Annotated in this window: 19 protein-coding genes; 8 read left to right on the top strand and 11 right to left on the bottom strand. The window is 69.3% G+C overall.

Translation table 11 applies throughout. The features are described from left to right. Positions 1-81: 81 nt before the first annotated feature. The 5 genes from D7316_RS27285 to D7316_RS19945 all read right to left on the bottom strand — a co-directional run bounded on the left by D7316_RS27285 (position 82) and on the right by D7316_RS19945 (position 4,833). Positions 82-702 (bottom strand): type II secretion system F family protein, encoded by a 621-nt coding sequence (locus D7316_RS27285; protein WP_197718274.1) that lies wholly within the window; start codon positions 700-702, stop codon positions 82-84. Continuing rightward, positions 699-1,493, bottom strand: coding sequence for a type II secretion system F family protein (locus D7316_RS27280; protein WP_197718273.1), 795 nt, complete (start codon positions 1,491-1,493; stop codon positions 699-701). The genes D7316_RS27285 and D7316_RS27280 overlap by 4 nt, the downstream gene beginning before the upstream one ends. Further along, a complete protein-coding gene (locus tag D7316_RS19955) occupies positions 1,490-2,665 on the bottom strand; it encodes a TadA family conjugal transfer-associated ATPase (protein WP_124709803.1) in 1,176 nt (391 codons plus the stop codon). Before D7316_RS19955 ends, D7316_RS27280 begins: the two co-directional genes overlap by 4 nt. Continuing rightward, the gene (gene ssd / locus D7316_RS19950) at positions 2,662-3,723 is read right to left on the bottom strand and encodes a septum site-determining protein Ssd (protein WP_124709802.1); all 1,062 of its coding nucleotides are present in this window, start codon (positions 3,721-3,723) and stop codon (positions 2,662-2,664) included. The genes D7316_RS19955 and ssd overlap by 4 nt, the downstream gene beginning before the upstream one ends. Positions 3,724-3,855: 132 nt before the next feature. Next, positions 3,856-4,833, bottom strand: a complete 978-nt coding sequence (locus tag D7316_RS19945) for an esterase/lipase family protein (protein WP_124709801.1) — start codon at positions 4,831-4,833, stop codon at positions 3,856-3,858. 426 nt (positions 4,834-5,259) lie between these two features. Here D7316_RS19945 and D7316_RS19940 point away from each other — a divergent pair, with 426 nt between their 5' ends. Further along, on the top strand, positions 5,260-6,081 hold the full coding sequence (locus tag D7316_RS19940) for an HAD family hydrolase (protein ID WP_408610075.1): 822 nt from the start codon (positions 5,260-5,262) through the stop codon (positions 6,079-6,081). A 575-nt stretch (positions 6,082-6,656) separates the two neighbouring features. On the opposite strand, the gene D7316_RS19935 is transcribed toward D7316_RS19940, so the two are convergent. Continuing rightward, positions 6,657-7,412 carry a Fic family protein gene (locus D7316_RS19935; protein WP_124709800.1) on the bottom strand — a complete coding sequence of 252 codons (756 nt, stop codon included), beginning with the start codon at positions 7,410-7,412 and terminating at the stop codon, positions 6,657-6,659. A gap of 216 nt (positions 7,413-7,628) precedes the next feature. Between D7316_RS19935 and acs the strand changes: the two genes are divergently transcribed. The 5 genes from acs (at position 7,629) to D7316_RS19910 (ending at position 12,913) form a co-directional block, all read left to right on the top strand. Further along, positions 7,629-9,581 (top strand): acetate--CoA ligase, encoded by a 1,953-nt coding sequence (gene acs / locus D7316_RS19930; protein ID WP_124709799.1) that lies wholly within the window; start codon positions 7,629-7,631, stop codon positions 9,579-9,581. A gap of 141 nt (positions 9,582-9,722) precedes the next feature. Then, a complete protein-coding gene (locus D7316_RS19925) occupies positions 9,723-10,382 on the top strand; it encodes a HEAT repeat domain-containing protein (protein WP_124709798.1) in 660 nt (219 codons plus the stop codon). Beyond that, positions 10,369-11,367 (top strand): HEAT repeat domain-containing protein, encoded by a 999-nt coding sequence (locus D7316_RS19920; protein WP_124709797.1) that lies wholly within the window; start codon positions 10,369-10,371, stop codon positions 11,365-11,367. Before D7316_RS19925 ends, D7316_RS19920 begins: the two co-directional genes overlap by 14 nt. 46 nt (positions 11,368-11,413) lie before the next feature. Next, positions 11,414-11,968 (top strand): phage holin family protein, encoded by a 555-nt coding sequence (locus D7316_RS19915; RefSeq protein ID WP_124709796.1) that lies wholly within the window; start codon positions 11,414-11,416, stop codon positions 11,966-11,968. A gap of 3 nt (positions 11,969-11,971) precedes the next feature. After that, positions 11,972-12,913: an alpha/beta fold hydrolase gene (locus D7316_RS19910; protein WP_124709795.1), complete on the top strand. Its 942-nt coding sequence runs from the start codon at positions 11,972-11,974 to the stop codon at positions 12,911-12,913. 6 nt (positions 12,914-12,919) lie between these two features. Here the strand turns inward: D7316_RS19910 and D7316_RS19905 are convergent, their stop codons facing one another. The 4 genes from D7316_RS19905 to nth all read right to left on the bottom strand — a co-directional run bounded on the left by D7316_RS19905 (position 12,920) and on the right by nth (position 16,591). After that, positions 12,920-14,119, bottom strand: a complete 1,200-nt coding sequence (locus D7316_RS19905) for a MarP family serine protease (protein WP_124709794.1) — start codon at positions 14,117-14,119, stop codon at positions 12,920-12,922. After that, positions 14,116-14,898 carry an NUDIX hydrolase gene (locus D7316_RS19900; protein WP_124711457.1) on the bottom strand — a complete coding sequence of 261 codons (783 nt, stop codon included), beginning with the start codon at positions 14,896-14,898 and terminating at the stop codon, positions 14,116-14,118. Before D7316_RS19900 ends, D7316_RS19905 begins: the two co-directional genes overlap by 4 nt. 77 nt (positions 14,899-14,975) lie before the next feature. After that, a complete protein-coding gene (locus D7316_RS19895; protein WP_408610028.1) occupies positions 14,976-15,785 on the bottom strand; it encodes a TlpA family protein disulfide reductase in 810 nt (269 codons plus the stop codon). Then, positions 15,782-16,591, bottom strand: coding sequence for an endonuclease III (nth, locus tag D7316_RS19890; protein WP_408610027.1), 810 nt, complete (start codon positions 16,589-16,591; stop codon positions 15,782-15,784). The genes D7316_RS19895 and nth overlap by 4 nt, the downstream gene beginning before the upstream one ends. A 161-nt stretch (positions 16,592-16,752) precedes the next feature. Between nth and D7316_RS19885 the strand changes: the two genes are divergently transcribed. After that, positions 16,753-17,025 carry a hypothetical protein gene (locus D7316_RS19885; RefSeq protein ID WP_124709792.1) on the top strand — a complete coding sequence of 91 codons (273 nt, stop codon included), beginning with the start codon at positions 16,753-16,755 and terminating at the stop codon, positions 17,023-17,025. A 190-nt stretch (positions 17,026-17,215) separates the two neighbouring features. After that, entirely contained in the window at positions 17,216-17,890 is a 675-nt protein-coding gene (locus tag D7316_RS19880) for a Crp/Fnr family transcriptional regulator (RefSeq protein WP_006330855.1), read from the top strand. A 94-nt stretch (positions 17,891-17,984) separates the two neighbouring features. Here D7316_RS19880 and D7316_RS19875 read toward each other — a convergent pair whose 3' ends face one another. Further along, on the bottom strand, positions 17,985-18,818 hold the full coding sequence (locus tag D7316_RS19875; protein WP_124709791.1) for an MBL fold metallo-hydrolase: 834 nt from the start codon (positions 18,816-18,818) through the stop codon (positions 17,985-17,987). Between the last annotated feature and the right edge of the window lie 9 nt (positions 18,819-18,827).

Raw genomic sequence — 18,827 nt, 5'->3', positions numbered from 1 at the left:
TGTAAATGCACTTGTGTGCTGATACTTGGACGCACCCGGAGGCGATTCGGCTCCATCGGGTTCGGCGCGGTCATCGTCGGTTCAGCCGCCGAGGACCGTGCCGGCCAGTCCGATCACCACGGGCACGATGCCGAGGCAGACGAACGCCGGCAGGAAACAGAGCCCGAGCGGCCCGCTGATCGCCACCCCGGCACGTTCGGCTGCCGCCAGGGCATCATCGTGCGCCTGACGCCGGGTGCTGTCGGCGAGCTCCGCGAGCCCCCCGGCCAACGACGATCCGGATCTCGCCGAACGGCGCGCGAGCGTTGCCAACGCGTCGAAGACGTCGGATTCCGTCGATGGACCGGACCGGCGACGGCGATCCGCTGCCGGACCGAAAGTGCGCCAGGCATGTTCGGGATCGGCGCCGAGGCCGAGGAGATCCGCGGTCGCCGCGAGCGGTTGCGCGAGGCCCACGGGCGCCGAGTCGGCGACCACCCCGGCCGCACCCCCTATCGGCAGACCGGCCCGCAGGCATACCGCGAACAGGTCGAATGACGCGGCGATCGCGAATGGGTCGTCGGGGCGGCGGGACGACGATCCGCCCTCGTCGCCATCCGCTCCGGGCTTGTCGGTGACCCGGTATAGCGACCACCGCGACGACGGCCAGACCCACAGTGCGACAGCGATGATGGTGCAGGCGATCAACGCCGCGGCATTCACCGGTTCGCCACACGATCGGTGATCCGATCGGCCCAGACCAGTCCGGCCATCGACAGCGCGGTGCCGATGATGAGCAGCAGCCCACCCAGCCGGCCCCCAAGAAGGACCCCCAGCGGATGCGCCCCCATCAGCTCCCCCAGCAGGATGCCGATGACCGGCAGGCCCGCGAGTACGGTCGCGGTTGCCCGCGGGCCGGCCAGCCCGGCACGGGTTCGGGCCGCGAACTGCTTGCGCGCGAGGAGGTCTGCGCGGACCGATTCCAGCAGCTCGACGATCGGCAAGCCGTGCCGGTCGGCCAGCTGCCAGGCGACCCCGACCCGGCGCCACGAGAGATGCCCGGATGCCTCCCCCTCCGCGACGACCTCCCCGCCGAGCTCGGCCCGGCCGGCCATCGTGCCGAGTCCGGCCACCACGGGCGAGTCGGCCCGTGCACGAGCGAGCTCGCGAGCCGCCGACGCACATGCGTGTGCGGGAGGGGCACCGACGGACAGTTCCGCGATCATCACCGACAGTGCCAGCGCGAGGTCAGAGGCTTCCTGCTCCTGCCCGCGGGTCCGCCGCGACCGCCGGCGGCGCCACATCAGCGTGACGCACACCAGTGACACCGCGACGGCGACCTGACCGCTGCCGGCGATCATCGCGACCACCGGCGCCGCGCATGCCCCGATCACGGTCCACGGCACCGACGGTGCGGACCGTACCGAGACATTCAAGGTGGTCAGCCGATGCTCGACGCGAGTGGCCGGCCACCAGTGCACTGCGACGGCCACCGCGAGCAGCACGAGCGTCATCGCATCGTCCGGGCGGTCAGCATGGCATCGAATTCGCCGAGGGCATCGGTGAATCCGACCGATCGCAGCCAGACCGTGCGGATGCGAACGAAGCCGTCGTCGCCGCGGACGACCAACCCGATCTCGGTCAGCCCTCGCGATCCGCCGGGTGTTCGCGCGACACCGAGGACCACGTGCACGGCCGCGGCGAGCTGGCTGTGCAGCGCCGAGCGGTCCATCCCGCCGAGCGCCGCCAGTGCCTCCATCCGCGCCGGCACCTCCGCGGTCGAGTTCGCGTGAAGTGTTCCGGCACAGCCCTCGTGACCGGTGTTGAGGGCGGTCAGCAGATCGATGACCTCTGCCCCGCGCACCTCACCGACGACGATCCGGTCCGGCCGCATGCGCAACGCCTGGCGCACCAGGGCCCGCACCGGCACCTCCCCCGCGCCCTCGACATTCGGCGTCCGCGCGACCAGCCGGACGACGTGCGGGTGCGGCGGGTCGAGCTCCAGTGCGTCCTCGACACAGAGGATGCGTTCGGTCGCACCCATCTCCCCGATCAGCGATCCGAGCAATGTCGTCTTGCCCGAGCCCGTCCCGCCGACGATGAGGAACGCCAATCGGGTCCGCAGCATCGCCCGCAGGGGTGCGACGGTCTCCGCGGGGATCGCCCCCAAACCCACCAGATCGTCGAAGTCCCTGGTGGCGGTGCGCAGGACGCGCAACGAGATACAGGTTCCGTCGGTGGCGACCGGCGGGATGACCGCGTGCAGCCGCACGGTATGGCCGCGACGGCCGAGATCGGCGAGTTGCCCGTCGACCCACGGCTGGGCGTCGTCGAGTCGTTTGCCCGCGCTCAGTGCCAGTCGGCTGGCGAGGCGCCGGACCGCGGCCTCGTCGTCGAACCTGATGTCGGTGAGCTGCAGCCCGCTGCCGCGGTCGACCCAGACCCGGTCGGGCCCGACGACGAGGATGTCGGCGATGTCCGGCTCGGCCAGCAGATGCTCGAGTTTGCCCGCCCCGATCAGCTCGGTCTGCAGAAACCGCAGGGCGGCAAGCAGATCGGTGTCACCGAGCATGCCGCGCGATTCGGCCCGGATGGCGTCGGCGATGACCTCCGCGGTGGGTTGGGCGGCATCGGCGGCGAGCCGGTCCCGGACGCGGGTGAGCAGGGCGTCGTGGACGCCGGTCACGCGGCCGCCCGTTCGCCCAGGTCGATCCGGCGGTGAATGGTCCTGGCGGCCCGGCCGAGTGGGCTGCGCGGCATCACCCGGAGCCGTCCGGATTCCATCCGACCCGGCAGTCCGGGGTCGGACCGGTAGGCGGCGAGCAATGGCAGATCGACGGCCGTGGCCACCTCGGTCGCGCGCAGTCCGCTCGGCGCCGGTCCGCGGACGGCCAGCCCGGCGATGACCCCACGACCACACATGCGGGCCGCGACCATCCGCGACGACGCGACACCGTGCACGGTCGCCGTCGTGACGATGACGACGAGGTCCACGGAGTCCAGGACGGCATCGGTGACCGGACCAGCCGAGCGCGGCAGGTCGACCACGACGGTGTCGCCACCGGCCCGGCCCGCATCCATCGCGGCGATGACCGCGTCGGCACCCAGAGCGTGCGGACTGTCGCGGCGGGGAGCGAGGACGGACAGTCGGTCATTGCACTGCGGCAACGCGTTGTGCAGGGAATCGGCGCGAACCGTGCCGCCCTCCAACGTCAGATCCTGCCAGCGCACACCGGCGCGCGCCTCGATGCCCAGGGTGAGGTCGATGCCGGCACCGAACTCGTCGACGTCGAGCAGCAGCACCCGCGATGCATGATCGACGGCGGTCAAGGCGACCGCCGCGGCCAGTGTGGTCGCACCCGCCCCGCCGTGTCCGCCGACCACCGCGACCGCACCCGCGGGATTGCCGCGCGGCGAACGGAAGTCGGTCAGCAGCCCGACCAACGTCGACTCCTCGGCGGGCAGCGACACCGCGTTCTCCGCACCGAGATTCATCGCCGAGCGCCAGATCTCGGGCGGCGGGTCACCGTCGGTGACCATCACGACGCCGTCGCGGCGCGGCGGACTGAGTCCGGCCAGGACACGGAGCGCATCGGCATCGGCGGCAACCGCGCTCGCCCGCAGCCATTCTCGTCGACAGCTCGCCGGGTGTGCGGTCAGGATTCGGTACCCGGCCGCCGCCGCACACCGGGCGACGTCGTCGTGCAGGTCAGCGCCCACCAGGGCGAGGAGTTCATCGGCCACGTATCCATCGTGGCGTTGTGCGGTCGCCGAACTGGATGTCCCCGCGCTCGCCGACCGAAACTGTGGAATCCGTTGAGATTGTGGATGAATCGGCTGGATCGGGCGTAGGTGGGATAGGTGGGATAGGTGGGTTCAGCCGGTGAACGGTGGCACGTACTCGCACGGCACGCGGACCGGATGCGCCGGATCCAGCGCGTTGAGCACCATGAACGCCGCTCGCCGCGAACCGGCGATCGCCATGTGCTCGCTGTGATCCTGCGGGCAACTGTCCTGGACGACGATGTTGCGTACCTGCTCGCCGGCCCGACCCGGTACCTGGCCGGCCGTGTACGGCACCACGAGTTCGTCGTAGCGGGTGGAGATGTTGGTGTAGTCGATGCCCCGCACGTACGGGCTGCCCCCGCGCCAGATCGCCGCGTTCATCGGCGTTCCGGCCCCCATCTGTCCGCATGCGGCGCAGATCGGCATGTCGGCGTCGCCGAGGATCGCCTTGGCGAGCGGAACGAACGGCGTGCCCTCGAAGGAACCGCGCCAGAGCGGGGCCAGCGAGACGTACTTGGTGACCTTGGGCGCCCCGCCGAGGTATTTCAGGTAGTAGGTCGGCATGTAAGTGCCCTGCGAGTGGCCGACCAGATCAACGGTCTTCGCGCCGGTCGACGCGAGCACACGGTCGACGAACCGCGACAGCGCAGCCGCGCTCGGCTCCATGCGGGTCATGCCGCCGATGGCCGACACCGGCCAGGGGGCACCCGGCAGCGCACCGTAGGTCAGGGCGAACACGCAGTAGCCGCGGTTCGCGAGCATCGCGACATAGGCTCCCCAGTTGGTCTGCTGCGAACCGCCGGTGCCATGGACGAGGACCACCGGCCGGGGGTGTCGGGCCGACGGTCGGCAGGTGAAGTCGTTGGAGCCGGGGAGAGAACCGCCGGGGTGCGCGAGCTCGGGCGGGATGCCGGAGAAGAAGTTGTACGACTCGGGCAGCGGCGCGCGGGGCGCCGCGGACGCCGGACCGGCACCAAGGACCGCCAGTGCACATGCGATGACCATCGCGATCGTCGCACCTGCCCGGACCGCACGACTGGTGACACCTGTGCTTCGAATGATCGACATGAGAGTCCTCCCCGACTTCGCCGTATCGAGGGAACCTAGCAACTGCTTGGTCAAGTGTCCCGGTTTTGGCGGGACCGCCAGAACCCACGCCAGCCGACCGGGCGTACTCGGCGGGAGACCAGGTGCTCGTGGGCGAAAAAGGCCCTGAACAGAGGACGACCCCGGCCAGGGGGGGAGGAGGCCGGGGTCATCGCGTTTCAGCCCCGGGGGTCGGGCTGAAAGGCACCGGGGTTAACCGGTTACGGCCGACTATACACACCGATTTTCGATCATTGCAACCACAACGAACCGGCCGCGGAGGTCACATTTTCATATCGCTGCCTGCGGATTCACGCTGCAATGACGTTGCATGAGGGGCTACCGCCGAGGGTGCGCGGACCGTAGTCTGACTCCGTGACCGACACCTCGCCGAAGGGGCCGATGTCGATGCCTTCGGCCGATCAGCCACGCCGGGTCGCCGCGTTCTTCGACCTCGACAAGACGGTCATCGCGAAGTCGAGCGCCCTGGCGTTCTCCCGTCCGTTCTTCGACGAGGGCCTCATCAACCGGCGGTCCGTGCTGAAGTCCAGCTACGCCCAGTTCCTGTTCCTGGTGACCGCGGCCGACCACGATCAGGTCGAGAATCTCCGTCGCCACGTCACCGACATGTGTCGCGGATGGGATGTCGAACAGGTCCGGACCATCGTCAACGAAACGCTCGACGACATCGTCAACCCGCTCGTGTTCGCCGAGGCCGCCGACCTCATCACCGACCATCGGGCACGCGGCCATGACGTCGTGCTGATCTCGGCGTCCGGGCGCGAGATGGTGGAGCCGATCGGCGAGATGCTCGGCGTCGATCATGTCGATGCGAGCGACATGAAAGTCGTCGACGGCCACTACACCGGCGAGCTCGAATTCTATTGCTACGGAGCGAACAAGGCCGCCGCGATGGCGACCCGCGCAGAGATCCACGGCTATGACCTCGCCGAGTGTTATGCCTACTCGGATTCCATCACCGACCTTCCGATGCTGTCGGCGGTCGGCCATCCGGTGGCGGTCAATCCGGACCGGCAACTGCGCAAGCGGGCGGCCGACGAGGGCTGGCCGGTGCTGAGCTTCAACCGCCCCGTGCCGCTGCGCACCCGCATCCCCACGCCGTCGTCGCGGATGGCCGCGGCACTGGCGCTCGGGGCCGGCGTGGCCGCTGCGAGCGGACTGGGCGTGCACACCCTGCTCGCCCGCCGGCACCGCGATCGCAGTGCCTGAGTCGAGCACAACGACACCACCGAATGTTGGTCCGAATGACCCTTGATGTGACCGCGGTCACGGTGTACAAAAGGGATTACGGAATCTCGGAAGGCAAAGTTCGCTCCGGAAGAGAAGGAACGGACCCCCACGCCGAGCACTTCCCAGCACGGGCGGCAAGCACCCACGCGGAGCAAGCCGCATAAGGCAAAAGCGTTGTGCGCCTGCGACATCGTCGGCTGGCACGGAACAAACCGGTGACCATCACGGGCCGTAGACGGGAACAAGAGGAGTTCCCCGTCGGGCCGGACGAATCGATCCGATCAACCCGAACCGCAAGGTTCGCCAGACGGAAAGAATCGATCCGAACAAGCTCGATTCGACTGCACGGTACCGTCATTCGAACATGGGTCACACCGGGGCGAACCGACCAGCACGCGGTCCCTCGCCGAGGCGGTCCACACAACCCACCAAGCACGCTTGGTAACTTGAGTCCGTGCTACGCGGGCGGCAACCCGGCCAGTTCACTGGCCGAGAGGCCGCCCGCAGTGCGTTGTGGGGGCTCATCGGGAGCTCGAAAGTCCTTGCACCGCCGGCTAACCCGCTCGCGCGGCGTCCGCGATGGACCGGGCCTCGGCGGCGCCGGCCTCGAGCGCCTCGCAACACAGCACGATCCATCCGCCGACCCCGTCCGGACTCCCCTCGGCGAATCCCGCCGACAACGTCCGGTAGTCGTCGAGGCGGCGCAGCCACGTCACCTCGGGCACACCGAGATTGTGCGGGTCGAGCCCCGACGACGTGCACACCAGCCGTGATGCCGCCCGGGCCACGACGCCGTTCGCGGTGGGGAAAGCGCCCACGCCGAGCAGTTCGCCGTGCACGACCGCCGCGAGCACGGGCGCGGGCACCGACGTCGCGCCGGTGATCAGTTGCGCGAGCAGATCGAGGCGCCCGGCGACGCCCTCTTGCGCGCTCGGCCGGCCGAGGTCGTCCGGATCGGTGACGAGGTCGGCGGCGGCCAGCATGTGCAGCCGCGCGAACGCCTGCGCGGGCGCCCGCCGGAACACCGCGGTGAGCTGATCGAGGGCATCGCCGTCGAGGGCCTGGGCCACCCGCATCGCGCCGGCCAGCAGCGGATCGTCGAAGTCGCCGTCGCGGCGCAACTCCACGCTGCCACCGTCGATCGCGGCCGACGACCGACCCGCCCGCCAGGACGCCTCGGTCGACGTCTTGTCCCAGCCGCGCAGATTCGCCGGATGCCGATGGACCGCGCTCAACGCATCGCGCGCCCGGTCGGCAGCGGCGGCGACGCCGGGTAGCTCGAGCAGCGGCGCGAGGGGATCAGTTCTCACGCCTCCTCACGATAGTGATCGGGCGCAGCGACCGGACCGGCCGGGACGCGCTGCACCGCTCGTCGTGCCCATGGGACCATTCGTCGCGGATCTGCGGTAGTCCGGCAGATCGGCACCTGCAACGGGCTTCCAACGTGACTACCCTCACAATGAGAACCCGGCAATCATGCACGTCACGCCGTTATGTCCGTCGATAGTGAAAGGCTCACCTGACCGATGTCTCCCGCCACCACGTCGTCCGCCCAGGGGTATCCACCGTCGGAGGAGTTCGTCGCACAGGCCAACGCCGGTGCCGAACTCTATGACCGTGCCGATGCCGATCGTCTGGAGTTCTGGGCCGAGCAGGCGCGCCGTCTGGACTGGGCCACCGATTTCACCGACACCCTGGACTGGTCGGATGCACCGTTCGCGAAATGGTTCGTCGGCGGCAAGCTCAACGTCGCCTACAACTGCGTGGACCGCCATGTCGCCGCAGGCAAGGGCGATCGGGTCGCGATCCACTGGGTCGGCGAGCCCGGCGACACCCGCGACCTCACCTACGCCCAACTGCAGGACGAGGTGTCCAAGGCCGCCAACTGGTTCGCCTCCATCGGCCTGGTCGCCGGTGACCGCGTGGCCATCTACATGCCGATGGTCCCCGAGGCCATCGTCTCGATGCTGGCCTGCGCCCGCCTGGGCCTGACCCACTCGGTGGTGTTCGCCGGATTCTCCTCCGGCGCACTGCGTTCGCGTGTCGATGACGCCGAGGCGAAGTTGGTCATCACCACCGACGGCCAATACCGCCGCGGCAAGCCCGCCCCGCTCAAGGCCGCCGTCGACGAGGCGCTCGGCAGCGGTGACGACGCCGCGAAATCGATCGAGAAGGTCCTGGTGGTGCGCCGCACCAACCACGATCCCGACCTGCCCTGGGTCGACGGCCGTGACGTGTGGTGGGAGGACACCGTCGACGAGCAGTCGACCACGCACGAACCCGAGGCCTTCGACGCCGAACACCCGCTCTTCCTGCTCTACACCTCCGGCACCACCGGCAAACCCAAGGGCATCGTGCACTCCTCGGGCGGCTACCTCACCCAGGCGTCCTACACCTTCCACTACGTCTTCGACCACAAAGAGGGCCGCGACATCTTCTGGTGCGGCGCCGACATCGGCTGGGTGACCGGACACTCCTACCTCGTGTACGGGCCGCTGTCGAACGGAGCCACCGAGGTCATCTACGAGGGCACCCCCAACTCGCCCAACGAGCACCGTCACTTCGAGATCATCGAAAAGTACGGCGTCACCATCTATTACATCGCGCCCACACTCGTCCGCACCTTCATGAAGTGGGGCCGCGAGATCCCCGACGCGCACGACCTGTCGTCGGTGCGGCTGCTCGGCAGCGTCGGTGAGCCGATCAACCCCGAGGCCTGGAAGTGGTACCGCGAGGTCATCGGCGGCGACAAGGCACCGATCGTCGACACCTGGTGGCAGACCGAGACCGGCGCCATCATGATCAGTCCGCTGCCCGGGGTGACCACCACCAAACCCGGCTCGGCCATGGCACCGCTGCCCGGCATCTCGGCCAACATCGTCGACGATCAGGGCAACCCGGTCGGTGCAGGCGAGCAGGGTTACCTGGTGCTGGACCAGCCGTGGCCGTCGATGCTGCGCGGCATCTGGGGCGACGAGGAGCGCTTCCGCGAGACCTACTGGTCCCGCTTCGCCGAGCAGGGCTGGTACTTCGCCGGCGACGGCGCCCGCTACGACGACGACCACGCGCTCTGGGTGCTCGGCCGCGTCGACGACGTCATGAACATCTCGGGCCACCGCATCTCGACCGCCGAGGTCGAGAGTGCGCTCGTCGGACACTCCGGCGTCGCCGAGGCCGCCGTCATCGGCGCCGCCGACGAGACCACCGGACAGGGCATCGTCGCATTCGTCATCCTGCGCGAAGGTGTCGAGGACTCCGGCGACCAGTTGATCAAGGAACTGCGCGAACAGGTCTCCATCGAGATCTCGCCCATCGCCAAACCCCGCGAGATCAACGTCGTGCCCGAACTGCCGAAGACCCGCTCGGGCAAGATCATGCGCCGCCTCCTCAAGGACGTCGCCGAAGGACGCGAACTCGGCGACACCTCGACGCTGGTCGATCCGTCCGTCTTCGAGGCCATCCGGCAGCGGAAGGCCTGAGCCGGTCCTGACATCGCGCACAGCACCACCTCGCCGCCCCCGCCGGGTTCCGCCCGGCGGGGGCGGCGCGCGTTCGTCCGGCGAGTTCCTTGACCTTGACACGGTGACAAGGTCTTGACTGGTCTCGAGGAGGTGATCGCGATGAACGCGAAACTGATCGCGGCCCTGTCCGCGACGCAACCGTCGACACGACTCCAGGCGGCGCTCGCCGCCGGGACCCACCCGGACGACACGCTCGTCGACGTGCTGGTGGCACGCTGCGCCATCGAGCCGGACTTCTTCGTGCGCGACATGCTGACCTGGGCGCTGACCCGGTGCCGTGACGATGTCACGATCCCGCGATTGGTCGGGGAGCTCACCGCGTCGGCACCGCAGGCCCGCAGTCAGGCGCTGCACACGCTGTCGAAGATCGGTGACGGCAGCGTCTGGGGCGAGATCCCGACGGAACTGTTGCACGACCCCGACGACGAGGTTGCCCGCAGCGCCTGGCGCGCCGCCGTGGTGCTGGTTCCCGAGAACCAGAAGCCCACTCTCGCAACAGAGTTGGCGAGCGAACTCGGACGCGGAGATCGCGACGTGCAGCGTAGTCTCAGCCGCGCGCTCGTCGCCCTCGGAGACGCGGCGACACCCGCCCTCGCGGCGGCCCGGTCCGGCCCGAGCGCGGCTCGGCGCGAGCATGCCCTGGCCACCGAGCATCTGGCGGACGATCCGGACGGCGATTTCTCGGCGGCCGTGAATCACGCCCGGCGGGTCCTGTCGCTGCAGGGAGCGCCCGCGGTGGCTGCCGATGCTGATCGGTGAGGTCGCGGAGCGCTCCGGGGTCAGCACCCGGATGTTGCGGCACTACGACCGACTGGGACTCGTGACACCCGCCGGACGCACGTCCGGCGGGTACCGCGAGTACTCGGCGGACGACATTGGCCGGCTGTTCCGGGTCCAGGGCCTGCGGTCGCTGGGACTGACGCTGGCCGAGGTCCGGCGGGTGTTGGACACGCCCGGATCGTCCGACCCGTCATCGCTGATCGGCGAGCTCATCGACGGTTCGCGCCGGCGTATCGCCCGCGAACAGGAACTGCTCGCGCTGCTCGAGCGCATCGGGCAGACGACCCCGCTCGACTGGGCGGACGTGCTGCGGTCGGTGCGGTTGATGAGCGACCTCGGTTCGGATTCCGCCATGGTCCGCCACCGCGCCGCCATGGCAACGTCCGGTCATCCACTCTCGCCGGAGGCCATCGCCGACGCCGTCCTGGCCGAGTCGGAGCCCAACGTGTCCGGCGCCCTGACCTGGGCACTGGCCGCATCCGGCAGCGACGCCGGTGTGCAGGTCCTGGCCATCGGACTGCAGTCCGACGACGTCGACAGACGCCGCCGGGCCGTCTCCGCGATCGCCGAACTCGCCGGTCCCGAGGTGGTCGACGTCCTGCGCCGGGCACTCCCGGATCCCGACGCCATCGTGCGCGGCCGCGCGGCAACGGCGCTCGGGGCGCGCGGGCATGCCGAGGCCGTCCCGACGCTCATCGACATGGTCGTCACCGGGACCAACGACGTCGACGCCGCAGACCTGCTGCGCGACCTGGCCGTCGCCGGCGACACCGCCGACCGCACGGCCACCGATCTCGGGCGGCTGCTCGACGACGAGTCGACGCCCCCGGCGGCGCGCAGCCGCCTGGCACAGGCCCTCGTGGAGCTCCCCGGCGAGGTGGCCGCCGACATCCTCCGACGTTCCGTCGGCGACGACGATCCCGCGGTCTCGGCGATCGCGGCGATGCGGGGACACCTGGCGTGACCCCACATGGCAACATAAGCCGGAGACCCGAGCTACGGAGGATGCAGTGAGCCGCAACGAGCACGGCCAGACCACGCAGGACCCCGGATCCGTCCCGTCCATCCCGCTGTCGGATCCGACCCTCGGCCGCGACGGCGAGCCGACGATCGGCAACCTGGTGAAGGACGCCTCGGCCAGCGTGTCCACGCTGTTCCGGTCGGAGGTCGCGCTGGCGAAGGCCGAACTCGTCGGCGAGGCGAAGAAGGCGGGTGCCGGTACCGGGCTGCTGGTCGTCGCCGGGGTGATGGCGCTCTACTCGAGCTTTTTCTTCTTCTTCTTCCTCGCCGAACTGTTGGACAACTGGATGCCGCGGTGGCTCGCGTTCCTCATCGTCTTCCTGATCCTGGTGCTGATCACCGTGATCATGGGCTTCGTCGGATACATCCTCTTCCGCAAGATCCGCGGGCCGGAGAAGACGATCGAGAGCGTCAAGGAGGTCTCGACCGTCCTGCCCGGCAAGCACCCGGGTTCGACCCCCTCGACGTCACCGTCGTCACCCACGTCCCCGCGATCGGGTGACCACCCGGAGCTACCCCGAGCGCACGACCCCGCGCGGGGGTGACCCTTGGCGGGGCCGCCTGACCCATCGAGCGTCCGGATTCCCGGCAACTGGCATCACTTCGACGTCCGCGCCAACGGCGTCCGATTCCATGCGGTGGAAGCCGACGGTCAGTGGCTCGACCGCCCCCTCGTGCTGCTCCTGCACGGCTTCGGCGAGTTCTGGTGGAGCTGGCGACATCAGATCACCGCGCTGACCGAGGCCGGCTATCGAGCCGTCGCCGTCGACCTGCGCGGGTACGGCGACACCGACAAGCCGCCGCGCGGCTACGACGGCTGGACCCTGGCCGGCGACACGAATGGCCTCATCCGTTCACTCGGACACACCGAGGCGACGCTCATCGGCCACGCGGACGGCGGCCTCGTCTGCTGGGCGACGGCGACTCTCCATCCACGCGTCGTCAATCGCATCGCGGTCATCGCCTCACCACATCCCCGGGCGCTGCGGCGCGAGGTGCTCCGCGACCGCGGGCAGCGGTCGGCATTCCTGACCGGGTTCCTGCGCAATCAGGCACCCAGGATCGGTGAGCGGCACCTGACCCGCCGTGACGGCGTGTTCATCGAGCAGTACTTCACCGAACGAGCTTCGGCGGGCTGGCAGGGCACCGCCGACTTCACCGAGGCCGTGGAGCGGAACCGGTCGGCCATCCAGATCCCGTACGTCGCGCACTGCAGCCTGGAGTACCAGCGATGGGCGTTCCGCTCGCAGTTCCGCCCGGACGGGGCTCGGTTCATGGAGTTGATGAACCAGCAACTGCACATACCGGTGCTCGCCCTCCGCGGCCGCGACGACCCGTACATCCTCGACCATCTGATGGCCGCGAGTCACCGATGGGCCGATCACATGGACTACTGGCAGATCGAGGGCAGCGGCCATTTCGCCCACCAGGAGCAACCCGACCGGGTCAACGAGCGGCTGCTCGAACTGCTGGCCCGCGATCCCGTCTGACACCGCTCAGGCGTGCACGCACTCCTGCGTGCTGACCCGCGACGATCGCTGCTCCGAATCGGTGAAGTTGGACTGAACCTGCTTGGCGGTCAACACGAATCCGGTCTGGTCTGTGGTGTCCTCGGCCGCGCCGAACACCACCCCGACGACCTCGCCGTCGGAGTTGATCATCGGACCGCCGGAATTGCCCTGCCGGATCAGGCCGCGCACCGTGTACACCTCACGCAGGATCCGGCCGGCCCGGTAGATGTCGGGGCCGGACAGGTTGATCACCTCACGGACCCGCACCGCGCTCACGTTGAACGGCCCGGCCTCCGGGTAGCCCAGCACGATCGCATCGTCGCCGGTCTGCGCCTCCTGGTCGGCGAATTTCAATGCGGGAGCGGTCAATCCGGGGACGTCGAGCACGGCGATGTCGTTGGCGCTGTCGAACAGGACGACCCGCGCCGGCAGTTGCTGGCCGTTCGGCGACGACACGCTCAGCCGCCGGGTACCCGCGACGACGTGCGCGTTGGTCATCACCCGCTCCGGCGACACCACGAATCCGCTGCCCTCCAGGGCCTGCCGGCAGCTCGGCGCGGTCCCCTCGACCTTGACGACGCTCGGCTTGACCTGATTGACCACCGGCAGTTGCAGCAACGTCGGGTCGGGTGGGCCGACATTGGTGACCGGCGTCCGGCCGAACGGTCCGATGACCTCGGGCAGTCCCGAATTGTCCAGCAGCGCACTGAAGTCCTTCGGGAGGTCGCGCAGCCACTGGGGCGCCAGCACGTCGACCCCGCCGAGCACCTTGGACCCGCGGACCGCGGTCGAGAGCTGGGCCTCGGTGGAACTGCTGAGCGGGATCGCGAGCAGCCACGCGGCCACCAGCACGGCGATCACCTGCAGCACCGACCCGATCACGCTGTCGACCCGCCGGACCCCTCGCGACCGGATGCCGCTGCGGGCCGCACGACCGAGGACCATCCCGGACACCTCGCCGACGATGATCAGTCCGACCAGCAGGACGACACCGACCAGCAACCGGACCGTGCGGTCGTCGAAGTTCGAGATGACATGTGGGGCAAGGAGAATTCCGGCCACCGCGCCCAGGATCACGCCCAGGAACGCCAGCGCGGACGCGACCGCACCCTGCCGGAAGCCACTGGCGGCGGCCAACAGGGCGATGATCAGGACGATGATGTCGACCCACCCGGATCCCGTCACCGGCGTCCGCCTTCGCGCTCGTCGTCGAGGAGCGCCTGCCGCATCGCGTCCGACATCACGGCCGCGTCACCCACCGTCTGCGCGGTGTCCGGACCGGCCGCCGCGATCGCCTCGTCGAGCGGCCGCACGTCGTCCTTGTCCCACGGCACATCCCAGCCCGCCACCTCGCTGATGGCCGCGATCAGGCCGCCGGTGAAACCCCACACCAGCAGGCCGTCGACCAGAAACGCCGGACCGCGGTAGGCGCGCGCGCCGAGGACGTTGCGCTGCACCTGGAATCGGCTCTCCGGGGCGAGCATGGTGCGCAGGTTGACCCGCGCGACGCGCGCCGTCTCCGCGGTGTCCACGACGTGCACCGGACCCGGGGCCCGCCAGTGCGCGAGAACCGGCGTGACGTCGAAGCCGGACACCGGCACCGGGAACGAGGGCAGATTGGCCAGGACGTCGACACCGTCGGCGACCAGGCCGGTCTCCTCGTTCGCCTCGCGCAGCGCCGTCCCGACCGGGTGATCGTCGCCCGGGTCCACGACGCCGCCCGGGAAGGCGACCTGTCCGCTGTGCTGACGCAACGTCGAGGCGCGTTCGGTGAGCAGGATGTCCGCGTCGGCGGGCAGCCCACCCGGATGGTCGGCGGCCGCGTCCCAGCTGCCCGAGATCAGCACCAGCACCGCGGCGTCGCGTTTGTTGCGACCGATCATCGACGCCCATCGGGTGCGGTCACCGCCACGGTTGAGCACCGACTCGGTGACCGCCGTGACGTTGTCGGTCAGCCGGTGCATCCACGGTGGGATCTGCGCGGTCGGGACCAACGAGCCGATGTGTGGTTCGCCGGCCGGACGGTCGCCGTCGTGGCGGCTCACGTCGCCACCCCCAGGTACTGCTGCACGGCGTCGGCGATCTGATCCGGGTTCTCGAAGACCTGCGGCAGCACCTTGGCGACCGTGCCGTCGGGACGCACGAGGATCGTCGACGGGAAGACGCGAGGCGCACCCAACGCGGCGGCGACCCGCGCATCGGTGTCGAGGACGGACGGGAGGTGCACGTCGTTCTCGGTCAGGAACTGCAGGGCCATGTACGGGTTCTGGGCACCTTCCTGCGCATGCACGGCCAGGACGGTGACCTTGTCGCCGGCGCGCTGTGCGTAGGCGGCCACTTCCGGCAACTCCCGACGACACGGCAGGCACCAGACGGCCCACATGTTCACCAGCATCGGCTTGCCCGCGGTCCCGGCACCGACGTCGTAGGGTCGGCCGTCGGCGAGGCAGGGCACCGTCACACCGGCGAGCACCGACTGCGGCCCCACCGGCTGCCCGGTCACCGGGCAGGGCTCCAGCGCCGCGTCCCGACGTGCCTGCGCGAGTTGCGCGTCACCGACCTGCGCGTCGGTGGCGTTGGGGCCGGACACGCTCGGTGCGGTGGCGTCGGGCCCGGTGCCCGTGCCGTCGTCGCGAGGCCAGATCGCCACGATCAGCGCGATCATCACGACGATGAACACGACCGTCCAGCGTGCCGACGAGGAGAATCGGGGACGTCGCGGAGGCCGGGGCGCGCCGGGGGCGGCGCTCGAGTCGGCGTTGGTCGCTGCGCTCGCCTCTGTGTCCCCCGTCGCTGTGCTCGCCCCTGTGTCCCCCGTCGCTGCGCTCGCCCCTGCGGAAGATTCGTTCACTGCGTCGACAGTCCCGCCAGGTCGAGGAGATGCTCGGTCTCGGGTCCCTTGACGAGCTTCGCCGCCTCCGCCTTGTCCATCGGGCCGAGGCCGACCGACGGGCAGTCCTTGGCCAGGATGCACACACCACACGCGGGCTTACGCGAGTGGCACACCCGGCGCCCGTGGAAGATGACCCGGTGCGAGAGGTCGGTCCACTCCTTGCGTTCGATGAGCTCGCCGACGGCCTTCTCGATCTTGACCGGGTCGGTCTCGGTGGTCCACTGCCAGCGCTGCACGAGGCGGGAGAAGTGGGTGTCGACGGTGATGCCGGGGATTCCGAAGGCGTTCCCGAGCACGACGTTGGCAGTCTTGCGGCCGAACCCCGGCAGGGTGACCAGATTCTTGAGGGTGTTCGGCACCTCGCCGTCGAACCGCTCGACCAGCGCCTGGCCGAGACCGATGATCGAGTTCGCCTTGTTCCGGTAGAAGCCGGTGGACCGGATCATCTCCTCCAGTTCCGTGCGGTCGGCCTCGGCGTACGACCGGGCCGTCGGGTACTTGGCGAACAACGCGGGGGTGACCATGTTGACCCGGACGTCGGTGCACTGCGCCGACAGGATCGTGGCGACGGACAGTTCGAGCGGGGTGGTGAAGTCGAGCTCGCAGTAGACGTGCGGGAAGGCGATCTGCAGCTTCCTGTTCATCCGCCGGGCGCGCCGCACCAGCCCGAGGTGTGTCTCCGTCCCACGCGCGGGCGATCCGGCGGCGGGGAGTCGGGTCCCCGATCCCGGGACCGGGGTATCCGTGGTCTTCCGTGCGCTCACCTGATTCAGGTTAGCCAGGTCTCCGGACATCGGACCCATCCAGACCGCCCCGGCGGACGAGAATCGGCGGGATCCGGCTTCGGCGACGCATTGGTAACAAGTCAGTGAATCCGGCCGATCTGGTTGGCCCCGGACCGATCGCATTGTGTTTACTGGTCCCCATGCAAGGTCTCGCCGCGCTGCTCTTCCCGGCTGTGCTCATGCTTTTCGCCCTCGCGATGGAGAAGGTGCAGGCCAAGACGGACCGCCTGTCTGTCTCCCGCGACCACGTGGAGGAGTTCCTCGAGTCGGCCGACGCCGCGCACGTGGACACGCTGGCCAAGGAGGGTTTCCCCGCCGCGCTGGACGAGTTCCGCAGCCGCCGGACGAAGGGCGAACCGGCCGTGCCGACCTCCGAGACCACGTTTCCGACGTCGCCGCAGCGCGCGAGCTGACGCGTCACATCCCCCACGACGGACATTTCGACTCGCCGCAATGGTCCGGCCAGTGACCCATTCAACACTTATGCTGGGGGCGAGAGTAGCGTTGCACGAGGCAACAGGGCAGCCGGCGGCACACGCATGCACGAAATTCCTGGTGTGCGGTTGTCATGCGGGTGTGATCAGGATGAGAAAGGTTCCTTAGGTGGAGGACGTACTGGCGCGGGCGGGCATATTCCAGGGTGTCGAGCCCTCGGCCGTCGCGGCGCTGACCAAACAGCTTCAACCGGTCGATTTCCCTCGCGGGCATGTGATCTTCCATGAGGGGGAGCCCGGTGATCGGCTCTACATCATCCTGTCCGGGAAGGTGAAGGTCGGACGCCGTTCCCCTGACGGCCGTGAGAACCTGCTGACGATCATGGGCCCGTCGGACATGTTCGGCGAGCTCTCGATCTTCGATCCGGGCCCCCGCACGTCGTCGGCGACGACGGTCACCGAGGTGCGCGCGGTCTCGATGGACCGGGACGCGCTGCGGGCGTGGATCAAGGATCGCCCGGAGATCGCCGAGCAGCTGCTGCGAGTTCTCGCCCGCCGCCTGCGCCGGACCAACAACAACCTCGCGGACCTCATCTTCACCGATGTCCCCGGTCGTGTGGCCAAGCAGCTGCTGCAGCTGGCCCAGCGCTTCGGCACCCAGGAGGGCGGCGCCCTGCGGGTCACCCACGACCTGACGCAGGAAGAGATCGCCCAGCTCGTGGGCGCCTCGCGCGAGACCGTGAACAAGGCGCTCGCCGACTTCGCACAGCGCGGTTGGTTGCGGCTCGAGGGCAAGAGTGTGCTGATCGCCGACTCGGAGCGACTGGCCCGCCGGGCCCGCTAGGTTTCGCGGACACCACAGACCACAAAGGACTCCCACCGACCCGGATCGCATCCGATGTCGGTGGGAGTCCTTTGTGTTTCGTCAGGTCTGTTCGTCAGCCCTCCCGCAGGTACTCCAGCTGCGCCTTGACCGACATCCGAGCGGCGGGCCACAGCTTCTTGTCGACGTCGGCGTAGACCTTGCGCACCACCTTCATCGGTTTGGCCTCCGCGGCGGACACCCCGAGATCGTCGAGCGCGGCCACGATCTGATCGATCCGTTCCTCGCGGTGCGCCTTGTAGTAGCGCGCCACCGGACCGACCTGCGGGTGCTCGGGGCCGTGGGCGGGCAGCAACACCGCGTCCTCACCCTCGACGATGATGCGGTTCAGGGAGTTCAGGTAGTCGCGCAACGTACCGTCGGACGGATCGATGACCGTGGTCCCGCTGCCGAGGATCGTGTCACCGGTGAGCAGTGCGCGCTGCCCCTCCCAGTCGACCAGGAAACTGACCGAATCCCCGGTGTGACCCGGTGTGTGCAGGACGGTGATCCGCAGGCCGGCGACCTCGATGACCTCACGGTCGGTGAGGGTCGGAGCGCCGTGCGTGTATTTGGACAGGCGCGCCCGGACGGGTGCGCCGACCGCCTTGCGGAGCCGTGTGATGGCGCCGGTGTGGTCGTAGTGGCGGTGGCTGATCAGGACCAGCGCGATACCCGGCTGTTCCGCGATCCGCCTGACATGGGCCTTCTTCTTCGGCGGACCCGGATCGACGATGACGCATTCGGCATGCCCCGGGGCCCGCAGGATCCAGGTGTTGGTGCCGTCGAGCGACATCTTCCCCGGGTTGTTGCACAGCAATACCGACGCGTACGGGGTCACCTCGCGGACGACCCCGTATGCCGGGTGCCCCGGCGCCGCGTCGGTTGCGTCACTTCCGTTGTCGGTCATGTCATCCGA

The sequence above is a fragment of the Gordonia insulae genome (assembly GCF_003855095.1).
GTDB lineage: Bacteria > Actinomycetota > Actinomycetes > Mycobacteriales > Mycobacteriaceae > Gordonia > Gordonia insulae.
The sequence above is the reverse complement of the archived record's forward strand: the minus strand, read 5'-3'. Positions and strand labels throughout refer to the sequence as shown.

Coding starts and splice junctions, on each gene's coding strand:
- D7316_RS27280 (WP_197718273.1), bottom strand. CDS start 1,493: ATGACGCTCGTGCTGCTCGCGGTGGCCGTCGCAGTGCACTGGTGGCCG.
- D7316_RS19945 (WP_124709801.1), bottom strand. CDS start 4,833: ATGTCGATCATTCGAAGCACAGGTGTCACCAGTCGTGCGGTCCGGGCA.
- D7316_RS19940 (WP_408610075.1), top strand. CDS start 5,260: ATGCCTTCGGCCGATCAGCCACGCCGGGTCGCCGCGTTCTTCGACCTC.
- acs (WP_124709799.1), top strand. CDS start 7,629: ATGTCTCCCGCCACCACGTCGTCCGCCCAGGGGTATCCACCGTCGGAG.
- D7316_RS19925 (WP_124709798.1), top strand. CDS start 9,723: ATGAACGCGAAACTGATCGCGGCCCTGTCCGCGACGCAACCGTCGACA.
- D7316_RS19920 (WP_124709797.1), top strand. CDS start 10,369: ATGCTGATCGGTGAGGTCGCGGAGCGCTCCGGGGTCAGCACCCGGATG.
- D7316_RS19900 (WP_124711457.1), bottom strand. CDS start 14,898: ATGCACCGGCTGACCGACAACGTCACGGCGGTCACCGAGTCGGTGCTC.
- D7316_RS19885 (WP_124709792.1), top strand. CDS start 16,753: ATGCAAGGTCTCGCCGCGCTGCTCTTCCCGGCTGTGCTCATGCTTTTC.
- D7316_RS19875 (WP_124709791.1), bottom strand. CDS start 18,818: ATGACCGACAACGGAAGTGACGCAACCGACGCGGCGCCGGGGCACCCG.